Source organism: Saprospiraceae bacterium, from assembly GCA_016712145.1.
Classification (GTDB): domain Bacteria; phylum Bacteroidota; class Bacteroidia; order Chitinophagales; family Saprospiraceae; genus Vicinibacter.
Map to the genome: position 1 here is coordinate 1,518,534 of JADJRO010000001.1, position 13,188 is coordinate 1,531,721.

The window sequence follows — 13,188 nt, forward strand, 5'->3', positions numbered from 1 at the left end:
AATTGTTTACCTATATGCAAAATTACTTTGAACACTTTGGCATACCAATAGCTCATGAAATTGATCTCAGTCTATTGCGCAAAAAGTATTATGAAAAAAGTCGCGAGTTTCATCCAGATATAAATCAAAATAAACCCGATCTTGATTTTCACACAGCTTATAATAACCAAGCATACAAAATCCTCTTAAATCCACTCAGCAGATTAAAATATATCATTGAATTGACTGAGGGTCCGATTCAGGAAAATACACAGACATTGCCACAAGAATTTCTCATTCAAATGATGGAATTACACGAAGCTATCTTTGAAGCAAAAGAATTACAGGATACCAAACAACTAAATCGCTTAATGGAAGAACTTAGTTTAGCTGAAACCAATGCTCAAAATAAGATTCATCCAATATTTAGAGACTTCGACCAGGGTAATCGCGATCCAGAAATACTAAATCACATGAAATTTTATTATTTTAAATTAAAGTACTTTATTCGTTTACGTGAAAATTTGTCAAATTCAGAAAGCGAAATCTAATCAGTCAATTTATTTCATTTTATACGATTCCAAATTACCAGAGATAATACAATCCAATAGTGCCGGAAGTTCAAAACATCCATAGAGAGTCCCTCTGCACCAATTATCAATACCAACACGAGTAATAAAAAAGTAATCGGATCTTTCTTTATTTGATACCAACTCAAACAGTTTAAATAAAAAATAACCATTACTATCAGAATCAAGAAACCAAACAAACCTGTCTCTGCCAAAGCACCCAATATCGTAGAATGCGGATCATAATTTGATAGTTGCACCGGGTAATTTCCTTGCATTTTTAAATTGGCAATTTCATGATTGAAATTACCAGGTCCAATCCCCCACCATGGATTTGTTGCAAAAATTTTCCAGCTTGTCTTTTTTAATTGATAATAGGAACTTGCCGCAATTGCAAATTCATTGGATTTATACAGTATTTCTCCAGAAGCAAAGGGCCCATTGAGGAGGCTTGAATTATTAAATTGATTTTTTGATATAAATAAAAAATGAGTAGCTGCTAAGTGCGCAGCTAAAAACACAACTGTAATGAAGAGCATGTATTTAAAAGTGGCCTGTATTTTAAACAGAAAGAAAAGTATCCAAATCAAAAGAATAAACAAAAAGGATTTTGTAAAGCATAATACGGCTACTAAGCTCATCAACAATGCCAGGAATCCATATACGTTTCTTTTTGACAGAAATATAAATTCATAAAGCGCTGATGCAATGCCAATGCTTACAATTGAGATGTAAAATGAAGCTGTCGGGCTGAATGCTCTTATTCGATGGGCATCTCCAAAATATGGATATCCCTTGTAGATTTCTGTGGTCAGATTTTCGATTCCGCAAATACTTAGAATCCAACCTATAAGTCCAATGACAGAAATAATCACAGCTAAATGAATAAAAGCCCGGAAGATTCTTACTTGTGGATTTGACGAATTGAGAACCACACAGCAAGCGATGAATACAATATGCATTGATACCAAATACAGTTTACCAATACAGTCCAACAAGCCTCCTGTAGAAAAATTTATCAAACAAGAAATGAAGTTAATACTGAGAAAAGCTATTAACAGAACGCCATAAATCCTTATAAATTTAAATGAACTTAATTTAGTAAAAACGAGATGAAATGTTTTCCAGGAATATTCAAGTTGGAACAAAATGACTAAAAACCACAAATCAGAAACTTGCAATTTTTCTTCCAATAATGGAAGATGCAAGATATTTTGAAATCCACAAAGTAAAATATAAATGTATAAACTGAATTCAAGAAAAGAAATTCGATATTCAGTTGGTTGCATAGTTTAACTTCTAACTATTGCAATAGAAAAAGTATTAAATTGTAATACTAACTTAGACAGCGAAACTTTCGCCACATCCACAAGTACGTGATGCATTTGGATTTTCGAAATAAAAGCCTTTACCTTGAAGCCCTCCTGAAAATTCCAAAGTAGAATTAAATAAATACAAGAATGATTTTAGGTCGGTCACAATTTTTTCACCATTGTCTTCAAAAACCTGGTCATTTGGTTGGGGGGCATTATCAAAATCCATATTATAGCTTAATCCGCTACAACCCCCACTTGTAACCGAAACACGTATGAAATGATCCAATCCAATTCCCGCTTCTTTGCGTAATTGTTCAATTTTTTCTTTAGCAGATGCTCCAAGATAAATCATACAACAGGCACGGTATTCTTTTCTTTATAATCTTTAATAGCACTTTTGATTGCATCCTCAGCCAATACCGAACAATGGATTTTAACCGGAGGCAAGGCAAGTTCTTCTACGATGGCCATATTGTCTATTTCCATAGCTTCATTTAAGGATTTTCCTTTAAGCCATTCAGTTGCCAATGAAGAAGAAGCAATTGCAGAACCGCAACCAAAGGTTTTAAATTTTGCATCTTCAATAAGTCCTGATTCAGGATTTACTTTAATTTGCAAACGCATGACATCACCACATTCTGGCGCGCCAACCAATCCTGTTCCAACATTTAGATCTGCTTTATCTAATGTTCCAACATTTTTTGGATTTTTAAAATGATCAAGCACTTTTTCTGAGTAAGCCATAATATTAGTTGATAGTTGTTAGGTGATAGTTGTTAGGTGTAAACATTCGTAATTCGTAATTCCTAATTCGTAATTAATCAATGCGCGCTCCATTCAATTTTTGTTAAATCGATTCCTTCTTTATACATTTCCCATATGGGAGAAAGATCGCGCATATGATTTACTCCCTTTTTAATTGCCTCAATGGCAAAGTCAATATCTGCTTCGGAGGTAAAACGACCTAAGGAAAACCGAAGCGAAGAATGTGCTAAATCATCTCCTAATCCTAAAGCAACCAAAACATAACTTGGCTCTAAAGAAGCAGAAGTACATGCTGATCCTGAAGACAAAGCAATATCCTGATTAAAGGTCATCATTAATCCTTCTCCTTCAACGTGTTTAAAAGACATATTGGTAACATGCGGCATGCGGTGAAGTACATTTCCATTAATATAGACTTCCTCCATTTCAGATTTTAATCGACTTTCCAATTTGTCCCGTAATTTAGACAGACGCTCGGCATCTTGTTGCATTTCTAGTTTAGCAATAGCTGCTGCTTTACCAAATCCAACAATGCCAGGTACATTTAAAGTTCCGCTTCTCATCCCTCTTTCATGACCTCCACCATCCATTTGTGCGGTAACTTTTACACGAGGATCTTTTCGACTCACATACAAAGCACCAACTCCTTTTGGACCATACATTTTATGAGCTGTGAACGCCATCAGATGAACTCCATTTTCCCGTGGATTTACGGGGATTTTACCAACGGCTTGGGTTGCATCTGACATAAATAACACCCCTTTGCGGGCACAGATTTCACCTATTTCGCGCATAGGTTGTATCACTCCTGTTTCATTGTTAGCCCACATAATTGAAACCAAAATTGTGTCTGGACGAATCAATGATTCCAGTTCCTGTAAATTAATTAAACCGTCAGAGGCTACCTCTAAATAACTGATTTCAGCACCTCTTTTTTCAAGGGCTTTGCAGGTATCTAAAACCGCTTTATGTTCTGTTTTACAAGTTATAATATGTTTGCCTTTACGGGCATACATTTCAAAAACACCTTTGATTGCCAGATTATCAGCCTCAGTTGCTCCAGAAGTGAATATGATTTCTTTCTCATCTGCACCAATTAAATCAGCAATTTGTTGACGGGCGATGTCAACAGCTGCCTCAGCCTCCCATCCAAAGGGATGACTCCTACTGGCTGCATTTCCAGGATGTTCATAGAAATAAGGCAACATCGCATCCACAACCCTTGGGTCACAAGGAGTGGTTGCATTATTGTCCAGATAAACTTTGTGTAAAGACATTAAGCTTTTGATTTATAGCATTTTATTGAGATACAAAGATAACACAGTGAATGCGGATTGGTTTAATGTTCCTTTCATCCAATGGGCCCAGCAGAATAAAATTCCAATCCTTAATTTTTCTGTCATAATATTTAAAAATCCAATCTTGAAAAAGTTTGGACCGTGCGAAATGTCCTTGCTTGCAAAAATTTAATTTTCATAATCCTAAACATATCCCATTTAAATTAAAAATCGAGACCCCAATTCAATAAATAGCTTTGGATTAATCAGGCAAAATATTTAATTTTGTTGCTGAATTATAGTATTTTATACATTAAATTTAATTATATTGTATACTCCGGAAACTATTACATCCTGGATGGCTTCGATTCGCAGTGGAGACCGAAATGCCTTATCAAGAGCAATAACCCTTATTGAAAGTCAGCTTCCGGAAGATCGAATCATTGCCACTCAATTGATCCATCAAATGGGTTCATTGAATTCAAATTCGTTTCGAATTGGGATTACAGGACCTCCAGGTGCCGGGAAATCAACCTTGATTGAAACGCTCGGACTGCATTTAATCCGACAAAATTATAAAGTAGCTGTTTTGAGCATTGACCCGAGTTCGGCGCTTACTAAAGGGAGTATCCTGGGCGACAAGACCCGTATGCAAAATCTTGCAATAGAGGCCAATGCCTTTATACGTCCCAGTCCGACAGGAAATCAATTTGGAGGTGTGGCCCGGCATACCCGCGAAAGTATATGGCTTTGTGAAGCTGCCGGATTTGATTACATCCTGGTTGAAACCGCTGGAATTGGTCAATCAGAATACCTCGTTTCCACCGTGACGGATCTGACCCTTTTAATTAGTCTGCCTGGATCAGGAGATGATTTGCAAGGAATCAAAAAGGGAATTTTAGAATGGTCCGATATCATTGTATTAAATAAAGCAGACGATGATAAAGACATTCGCCTGATTTCCAGTTATAAAGATTTGCTAGCGGCATCCCAATTTACACAAAGCAGATATCCTGGATGGGATCGAAAAATATTGAAAATCAGTGCACTGCATAACAAAGGAATAGATAATCTGGTACAGGAAATAGAAAAATTTAAACTGTATATTGAAGAAAATCAAGCTATTAAAGCTTCCAGGCAGCAACAAATGGTTGATTATTTTAATCAAAATCTCAAAGAGAAATTATGGGAAACCCTGGAACAAAATCCGGAACTAAGTGCATTTCTAATTCAAACTAAAAAAAACATCCTTCATCGTGAAATTAGTCCAGAAGAGGCAACAGATATCAGCTTAGCGTTTATTTTTGCGCTCTTTAATAAGAAGTAGTAGAAATGAAAAAAGGTATTTGGGTTTTCATCTGGCTTTGCTTTTCCTTTAAAATTGATTATGCCAGCTATCCAGATGTAAACACCATACCTTCCGTATTTAAATTGGTCGCTCCGGTGCGTCATCAACTTTCAATCACCGGTAGTTTTGGTGAACTACGAAACAATCACTTTCATGGTGGCATCGATATTAGATCTTCACATGGTCCACAAGGTGATGATATCCTGGCTGCTGCAGATGGGTATGTTTCCAAAATAATGATTGAACCCGACAACCTTGGTAAAAGTCTGTACATCTCGCATCCCAATGGATTGATGACAGTTTATGCTCATTTACATGATTTTAGAAAAGATTTGAGTGATTTTATAAAGTCAAAACAATATGAGCTCAAATCCTATCAACAAGATCTTCATTTTGATCCGGATGATTTTCCTGTAAAAGCAGGTGATTTGGTTGCTTATATGGGAAATACAGGAGCCAGCCGAGGAAAACATTTACACTTTGAGGTACGAAATGCAACTGGTGATGAGGTTTGGGACCCCTTGCATTTTGGATTACCTCTTGAAGACAATATTGCACCGGTAATCCGACGTGTAAAAATTTATGGTTATGATGATGCTGGTCAGGAAACATCGTCAAAAGTTTTAACTAAAACCCAATTAACAAATGCGAAGAATGCAATAGAAGTTGCAGGTGATGTGTTTTCAGTTAGCATGGATGCGTTCGACCGTTCTAATAAATCCTGGAATACCACGGGAATCAAATCCATTCAGTTATATATTGATGGCGGACTTTTTTATCATTTTAGTGCAGACAAGTGGAAGCGTGATGATACCAAATATATCAATGCGCATATAGATTTTAATGCAAAAGCAAAGGCCAGAGGACAATTTCATCGCTGTTTTTTATTGTCTGGAAATAAAATGAATACCTATCTCACTGTTCAAAATGATGGATTCTTTTACATGGCAGATAGCTTACAACATGAGGTTAGACTGGTAACAGGAGATGCACAGGGAAATGAAAGTGAAATTGAATTTAAAATTGTGAAACGTCCATTTAAAACACCTATAAAAAAAATGGAACTGGCTGATTGGATTTATCATGATCAATCTAAATTGTTTCAAAATGAATTTGCCAGAATTTCTTACCCTGCAGGTTCTGTTTACGAAGATTTAAATTGCAAATTATGTACGAATACAAATCCGTCCCGTTTAGCTTTTACTGAATGGACAGGATTGCGTCCGGCAAATGCTCCAGTTCATCTAGCTGCTGAAATTCGTTTAAAAGCTACGAAAGAGATTCCATTGCATCTGCGAAACAAATGTTTCATTGCAATTCAAAAAGGTAAATCTGTTCAATCAATAGGTGGAAGCTGGGAAGGCGATCTATTAGTTAGTCGTGCAAGATCCTTAGGACCCTTTTCGATCATGGTGGATACCACCGCCCCCAAATTGAGTTTATTGGTCAGTAAAAAGCGAAAAGGAGTTTTAAAAAATCAATTGGTTTTTCGAATGTTTGACAACATTTCAACCAGTCGTGAAGTCCCAGCAATTCGTTACGATTTAAAAATTGATGGTCAATGGGTATTGATGGAATATGATAAAAAATCTAATTCCATCCGTCACAACTTTGAAAACTGGTTAGGAAAAGGTAAACACGCTTATGAAATCAGTGTTAGTGATTACCTTGGGAATGCAAAAACATACTCGGGTACTTTTGTTCGAAGTTAATTTATACCTTTGGTTGAATGAATCAATCAGATTACAAGCCTCATTTTAAATTACAAATTGGGGATAATGCTCCCGATTTTAAATCCAAAATACAGAATGGGAGTACCATCCAATTAAAGCATATTAAAGCAGATTGGATCATATTATTTTTCTACCCGCAGGACAATACACCTACCTGTACCAAAGAAGCTTGTAACTTACGGGATAACTTTGACGAAATAAAATTAGCAGGTGCTGCATTATTTGGTATAAGCCCCGACTCTGAAGCGAAACATCAAAAATTTATTTCAAAGTTTGATTTACCCTACGATCTTATTGTTGACACAGATCATCGGATTGCAAGTGCCTATGATGTTTGGGGTACTAAAAAATTCATGGGAATTGTTTACGATGGGATTCATCGCACAACGTACATTTTAAACAAACATCATAAAATTCATAAGATTATATATCCTGTTGATTCCGCTATTCACCACCAACAAATTCTAGAATCTATAAATTCATAATATGAAAAATCTAATTCTTTCGAGTATTTTATTGTTAAGCTTAAGCATTAATTTTCAATGCAAAAACAAACCAGCTGAAACCAATTCAACAGAAAAGCCTGTAATGGAAAAAGTTGACAACACCGGTCCGGAATTCACTTCAAAATACATTTGTCCAATGCATTGCAAAGGCAGCGGAAGTGATACAACCGGAGTTTGTCCTGCTTGTGGAATGGATTATGAATTGAATGAGGCTTATCAACCAAAGTAAATTGTATAGGGAAGCTTTAAAAGTTCCTTATACTTCGTTACGCATCTTTTTAACTCCTCATATTTACAGACGTAAAACCCAAATTAAAAAAAATGCAAGCTTTATCTCAGAGCTTATAGCGTGACTTTATTGTTGATTTACCTTATCAGGGTTACATCACTTGTTTTCCATTTACCCAATTTGTCTTCACCGGCATATTGGATTGCAAACGTATACACGCCAGGATTCATTTTGTCTTTATTAAAGGTGCCATCCCAACCAAAAGGGTCTCCTGGTAATCCGTTCGTGCGTTCGTAAACCATATTCCCCCAGCGGTCAAAAATTCTAAATATCAGAATGGATGTTTTCTCAGGAAACTTGAATACTGGATGGAAGAAATCATTGATATTATCTCCATTTGGAGAGAATGCAGTAGGAACAAATATATCTGCTTCGTCAATTAAGACTGTAATAGTGATTTCATCTTTAATGACACATCCGTTTGAATCCTGTGCGGTAAGCATATAAGTAATCGTTTGATCCGGAATGGATTGCGGATTTAAACAATTATTACAACTTAAATAAAGATCTGGATCCCAAAGAATGCTGGTTGGATTAAAATTAAGTTGTGTTGTAATATTTACAACATTCCCCAATTTAATTACCGTATCGTTTGGCAGTTGCAAAAATAGATTTTGTGAGTTAGCTATATTAAAATTATAAATCGTAGCGCAAGCCGTTTGATCAACAATTCGAATGCTGTGATTTCCTTGAGCTAAATTTGGAATTGTTTGACCCGGAGTGTAATTGATCAATCCCCCATTGTCAATTGAAATTTGGTAATTGCCTGTTCCACCATTTATACTGTTTAAGGTAAGTGACCCTGTGTTTGCAACATTGCATTTTAAAGCATTTTCTGTAAAATTGATTCCGATGGAAGGAATTATTGTAACGGCAACATTCACCAAACTGTCACATCCTGCAACTGAAGCTCCGGGCAAACGGACCTGACCTGTAGGGTTGCTGGCAGTAAAGACTTGATTGCCCACCTGAACTTGTCCTTTACGACAAATTGAAGGTGTAAAACTACCCATTGCTTCATTTACAAAATTGACATTGACCATAACAAAGCTGTCACACATTCTGGAGGAGGCATTATCGATTTTTAAATTGCCTCTGGGGCGTGCCAATGAAAATACCTGGCCATACAATGTTATGGTTTGATTTTCACAAAGTGTGGTATCAAAACTTCCAATTGCATCAGGCAATATGGATATCGCCACTTGAATCATGCTATCACATCCATTTGCTGCCTGATTTGCCAACAAGATCGTTCCTGTAGTTTTTCCATTAAAAAATTGCTCTCCATGTAAATTCAGTGTGTCGCCACGACAAATGGTATTGGTATAGCTTCCTTGAGAATTAGGTATTAAATTAATACTGACATCTAAAATGCTATCACAACCAAAACTGGAACCATTAGCAATTATAATTTGACCATTGGTTTTTGTTTCAGAAAAATATTCATTAATGATTAATATGCTATCTCCTCTGCAAATGGTTGCAGTAAACCTTCCCGTGTTGTCTGGATAATTTAGATTTACGTGAATCAAGCTGTCACAACCGGTGCTGGAACCGTTTTTTAATGTTACATCACCAATTGGATTTGCCTGATTAAATAAAGTTCCTGCAACCAATGTATCCCGGCCCGGGCACATATTTAATCTTATAAAAGATTCTGTAAAATTATTGATGGTTAAATTGACCGTCACGACGCTATCACAACCACCTAAAGCAGCACCACTAATTGTAGCAACACCTGAAGGGTTGTTTTTATCAAATCGAGTTCCTCCGATTGTTACAGAGGCATTATCGCAAATAGTTTGTGCAAAAGTTCCGGCGCCAACTTCTGTTGCTACAATTGTAACAACGCTGTCACAACCAGAGGCCGTTTTGGTAACAATGGAATCTGTCAAATGAAATTTATGAATTTCAACAAGTCCAAAGCGAAGGGTATCTCCAATGCATAAATTAGGCCTTAAATTGATTCGGTAATTGGGTGTAAAACTAACACTGACTAAAACTACAGAATCACAAACGCTCACTCCATCTCCTCTAACAAAAGTGGAATCCTTTGGGTTAGCCTCGGAATAAACTTTTCCCCTGTAAGTAACCGTTTGACCTGAACACAAGCTTGGTGTAAAGTTTATTTTAACTTGACCCGGACACTGGTAACAGTTTGAAAACTCAGAATAGATACTTGGTTGTGTAGCAGGATTGCTTTCAAATTGATATGCTGAAATACTGGTTCTATTAGGATATGCTGCATTTAAAATCCAATTTCCTGTTGCATCACAACGCGTTCTTCCAAGCTCTACACCACCTTGACAAACCGCATTTGGGCATAAAATTCTGTTATTGGAATACACGATGACACTGTCATTTGGAAAGCCTGCGCCTGTAATCTGATTGCGATTGACCGTCAAGATGATAGGAACCGGATGTGCTGGAAACTTTGATGGATCCATTACGATCACTTTGTCATTAATACAAGTCATCCGATTATCAATGTAACGGATTTTTTTAGAAAGGGGCTCGTTTAAATTATAAATTACGGTATCGTAATTATTAATATTATTTCGTTCTACATACAATTCTAGATTGTCTTGAGAAAAAACAAAATATTTACCATCGCGAGCTGTATTATCAGAAACAAGCACTGGGAGTCCGTTTCCACCAGCTGAAATCAAGTCGATTGAATTATTATAAAATCTGTTTTTAGAAATAAATTGAATCCAACTGGAATTAGCCAAAGAGATCGCAGCATTTGTGATTCCAAAAAAGAAATTATCTATAACATCTAATTTGGAATTGTTACTAGAAACGATTGCAAAACTTGGAAGCAATAAATTATTTGCCTTATTGGTATCAACCGCACCAAAAATATTTTTTGAAATAAAGACATCACCACCCTTTACGTCAATCATTTTTACTTTATTGACAAAAATATTTGAATCAATGGTGACCAAAGTACCACCTTGAGTAGCTTCAATAGCAAGGTAGCCTTCCATTTTAAAAATATTTGAAACTGCAAAGTCAATTCCAAATTTATTATTAGAAATAACTAGATCCGGTGCATTGCTAACAGTAATAAGTTGTTTACTAAGGCCGGGCACAAAAGAATTGTCTTCATAAATTGCACAATTACGAATTTGGCAGTTAGCAGCTGGGATCGCTCCGTTCCCAAATTGCATGATCGTTTCTCCAGGATTTTCAAATAAAAATTTACGAATTTCAAATCCACTGATAGAAAATCTGGGAGCGAGGATTTGCCAAAAAGGGAGTCCAAAAAACTGTCTGTAATTAAATTCTATGACCAAAGCACCTGGTCCACCAGGTTGTGTTTCCCCAACAATCTTTAAATCAGGCTGTGTAATATTAGGAAAAGGGCCCGTCGGATTAATAAGATGAGGTCCCGCTAAAGGAATATTGAATGCAATTGTGGAAGGCGTTCCGTCAGCTTCAGCAGCTTTTATAGCCTCACGCAAACTGCAATGCACCCCATCGCACATACCATCATCCACATCATTTGATGAGTTGACTACATAATTTTGAGCCTGACTTGCAAATATCCAGGAACTTAATAAAATCAATAAAATAAATCTACGGTGCATGTTGTAACTAGTTTATCTAGTAATGAGTATTGTACAATAATAATCCAGGGATTGAAATTTGAAGCTTTGAAAAATGGTAAAGTCTGCTTTTTAAAAATTATCCAAGATGGCGTTCAGCGTGGTAACTGCTTCGAACCATCGGACCGCTTTCTACAAAAGCAAAACCTTTCAAAAGTCCTATCTCCTTATATTCCGCAAATTCATCCGGGTGCACATAACGGTCCACTTCCAGATGCATTTTAGTGGGTTGGAGATATTGCCCCAAAGTTAATACATCGCAACCATTATCCAGTAAATCATCCATTGCTTTTAACACTTCAGGTTTTTGCTCTCCCAAACCAAGCATGATCCCAGTTTTAGTCCGTTTTCCATAGTCCTTTGTACGTTTTATTTGCTCCAGGCTCCTGCTGTATTTGGCTTGGGGTCTAACCAGTCTATACAGTCGCTCCACTGTTTCCATATTGTGTGATACGACCTCTTGCCCTGCACTGATCATTCGAATCAGTGCATCCCAATTGGATTTAACATCTGGAATGAGACTTTCTATCGTCGTTTCAGGACATCGTTGTTTTACCAAATGGATCGTCTGGTACCATATTTCAGCCCCTCGATCCGGAAGTTCATCTCTATTAACAGAGGTTATAACTGCATGTTTGACTTTCATGAGTTGGATTGCTTCGGAAACCCGATGAGGTTCATCTACATCATATTCTGGCGGGCGGCCGGTTTTAACTGCACAAAAACTACAAGAACGTGTGCAAACATTGCCCAATATCATAAAAGTTGCAGTCCCGGCACCCCAACATTCGCCCATATTAGGGCAATTACCACTTTGGCAAATGGTGTGCAATTTATACTGATCGACTAGTTCCCGAACCCGGCGGTAGTCCTCTCCAATTGGCAATTTAACCCGAAGCCATTCAGGACGTCTGGCTCTGGGAGAAGAATCCTGAACGATATCCAACTCAATCATTTATATTATATAATTTTACTATATGTAAATTACTTAAAATTAATTCGTTCTTTTACCTAACTGCAAATTTAGGTAAAGGTTTATATAGCTGAGCGGATTGCTATGATTGGCGAGGATTGCAGGTCTTTTTGTGTAAAGGTCTAATTGGATTCCAGCTTCTAAACAGCGAACCATTTTTTCAAAGGCACCAGGATCTAAGCGAATTGCAGCTCGGGCAAACATACCTGGAACCAGGCTGATTTCTCCAATTCCTTTAAAAAAACTAGAAGCGCCTAAAATATGGTTTGGATCTAGAAAATCAACCGGATTGTCTGAATATTTGATATCTTTTATTGCAAAATGACCGTCTTGTTCGTCAGAAATTTTTAAATAATTTGGTTTTAATAATCCCAAGGTTACGCCCCCTTCAAGTCTTAAACCCAATGCAATTCCCTTATTTCGAGCTTTTTCACTGAGAGTTTTGATGATGCCACGCCCAATCCGAAGATTGATCAGCTGGTTTTGTTTTCCGAATTTATAGGCGTTAAAACTCTTAAATCCACTATTATTAGGCTTCGTTGAGCGGGTTTCTTTAGGGTGATACAAAAAACCCAAATCGCCGTGAAGGTATGTACTTGTGTGGTAGTTTTTAATTTTTGCTTTGTTATAGCCCAGAAAAAAGCCATTTGTGTGCAAAGCAATGTCCATAGACCATTCAGATTTATAAATAATCCCTTTCCTAACGGAAGCTGGAATATCGACCAATGACTTGGATTGTGCGGATAATTCAATCCAAAGACCCAAGCAGAGAATGAACTGTATTATTTTCACATCCTAAAAGTACAATATTTTTAAATTGGA

General features: G+C 36.8%; 12 protein-coding genes. 5 read left to right on the forward strand and 7 right to left on the reverse strand.

From position 1 onward, the window contains the following. Positions 1 to 14 precede the first annotated feature (14 nt). Positions 15 to 530 (forward strand): hypothetical protein, encoded by a 516-nt coding sequence (locus IPK91_06470; protein ID MBK8296910.1) that lies wholly within the window; start codon positions 15 to 17, stop codon positions 528 to 530. Between the two features lie 14 nt (positions 531 to 544). On the opposite strand, the gene IPK91_06475 is transcribed toward IPK91_06470, so the two are convergent. The 4 genes from IPK91_06475 to IPK91_06490 form a co-directional block, all read right to left on the reverse strand. Beyond that, entirely contained in the window at positions 545 to 1,837 is a 1,293-nt protein-coding gene (locus tag IPK91_06475; GenBank protein MBK8296911.1) for an O-antigen ligase family protein, read from the reverse strand. Positions 1,838 to 1,889: 52 nt separating this feature from the next. Further along, positions 1,890 to 2,216, reverse strand: a complete 327-nt coding sequence (locus IPK91_06480) for an iron-sulfur cluster assembly accessory protein (protein ID MBK8296912.1) — start codon at positions 2,214 to 2,216, stop codon at positions 1,890 to 1,892. Continuing rightward, a complete protein-coding gene (iscU, locus tag IPK91_06485; protein MBK8296913.1) occupies positions 2,213 to 2,608 on the reverse strand; it encodes a Fe-S cluster assembly scaffold IscU in 396 nt (131 codons plus the stop codon). Before iscU ends, IPK91_06480 begins: the two co-directional genes overlap by 4 nt. A gap of 77 nt (positions 2,609 to 2,685) precedes the next feature. Further along, positions 2,686 to 3,906, reverse strand: coding sequence for an IscS subfamily cysteine desulfurase (locus IPK91_06490; GenBank protein ID MBK8296914.1), 1,221 nt, complete (start codon positions 3,904 to 3,906; stop codon positions 2,686 to 2,688). 328 nt (positions 3,907 to 4,234) lie between these two features. Between IPK91_06490 and meaB the strand changes: the two genes are divergently transcribed. The 4 genes from meaB to IPK91_06510 are packed head-to-tail and all read left to right on the forward strand — an operon-like array spanning position 4,235 to position 7,722. Further along, on the forward strand, positions 4,235 to 5,233 hold the full coding sequence (gene meaB / locus IPK91_06495; protein MBK8296915.1) for a methylmalonyl Co-A mutase-associated GTPase MeaB: 999 nt from the start codon (positions 4,235 to 4,237) through the stop codon (positions 5,231 to 5,233). A gap of 5 nt (positions 5,234 to 5,238) precedes the next feature. Beyond that, entirely contained in the window at positions 5,239 to 6,966 is a 1,728-nt protein-coding gene (locus IPK91_06500; GenBank protein MBK8296916.1) for a M23 family metallopeptidase, read from the forward strand. 17 nt (positions 6,967 to 6,983) lie between these two features. Continuing rightward, entirely contained in the window at positions 6,984 to 7,472 is a 489-nt protein-coding gene (gene bcp, locus IPK91_06505) for a thioredoxin-dependent thiol peroxidase (protein ID MBK8296917.1), read from the forward strand. Between the two features lies 1 nt (position 7,473). Next, positions 7,474 to 7,722 carry a hypothetical protein gene (locus IPK91_06510; GenBank protein MBK8296918.1) on the forward strand — a complete coding sequence of 83 codons (249 nt, stop codon included), beginning with the start codon at positions 7,474 to 7,476 and terminating at the stop codon, positions 7,720 to 7,722. 137 nt (positions 7,723 to 7,859) lie between these two features. Here IPK91_06510 and IPK91_06515 read toward each other — a convergent pair whose 3' ends face one another. From IPK91_06515 to IPK91_06525, 3 genes are all read right to left on the reverse strand, one after another. After that, positions 7,860 to 11,375, reverse strand: a complete 3,516-nt coding sequence (locus tag IPK91_06515; protein MBK8296919.1) for a gliding motility-associated C-terminal domain-containing protein — start codon at positions 11,373 to 11,375, stop codon at positions 7,860 to 7,862. A gap of 97 nt (positions 11,376 to 11,472) precedes the next feature. After that, positions 11,473 to 12,348 (reverse strand): lipoyl synthase, encoded by an 876-nt coding sequence (gene lipA, locus IPK91_06520; protein MBK8296920.1) that lies wholly within the window; start codon positions 12,346 to 12,348, stop codon positions 11,473 to 11,475. A gap of 39 nt (positions 12,349 to 12,387) precedes the next feature. After that, entirely contained in the window at positions 12,388 to 13,158 is a 771-nt protein-coding gene (locus tag IPK91_06525; protein MBK8296921.1) for a hypothetical protein, read from the reverse strand. Positions 13,159 to 13,188 lie beyond the last annotated feature (30 nt).

Coding starts and splice junctions, on each gene's coding strand:
- IPK91_06470 (MBK8296910.1), top strand. CDS start 15: ATGCAAAATTACTTTGAACACTTTGGCATACCAATAGCTCATGAAATT.
- IPK91_06475 (MBK8296911.1), bottom strand. CDS start 1,837: ATGCAACCAACTGAATATCGAATTTCTTTTCTTGAATTCAGTTTATAC.
- IPK91_06480 (MBK8296912.1), bottom strand. CDS start 2,216: ATGATTTATCTTGGAGCATCTGCTAAAGAAAAAATTGAACAATTACGC.
- iscU (MBK8296913.1), bottom strand. CDS start 2,608: ATGGCTTACTCAGAAAAAGTGCTTGATCATTTTAAAAATCCAAAAAAT.
- IPK91_06490 (MBK8296914.1), bottom strand. CDS start 3,906: ATGTCTTTACACAAAGTTTATCTGGACAATAATGCAACCACTCCTTGT.
- IPK91_06500 (MBK8296916.1), top strand. CDS start 5,239: ATGAAAAAAGGTATTTGGGTTTTCATCTGGCTTTGCTTTTCCTTTAAA.
- bcp (MBK8296917.1), top strand. CDS start 6,984: ATGAATCAATCAGATTACAAGCCTCATTTTAAATTACAAATTGGGGAT.
- IPK91_06510 (MBK8296918.1), top strand. CDS start 7,474: ATGAAAAATCTAATTCTTTCGAGTATTTTATTGTTAAGCTTAAGCATT.
- IPK91_06515 (MBK8296919.1), bottom strand. CDS start 11,375: ATGCACCGTAGATTTATTTTATTGATTTTATTAAGTTCCTGGATATTT.
- lipA (MBK8296920.1), bottom strand. CDS start 12,348: ATGATTGAGTTGGATATCGTTCAGGATTCTTCTCCCAGAGCCAGACGT.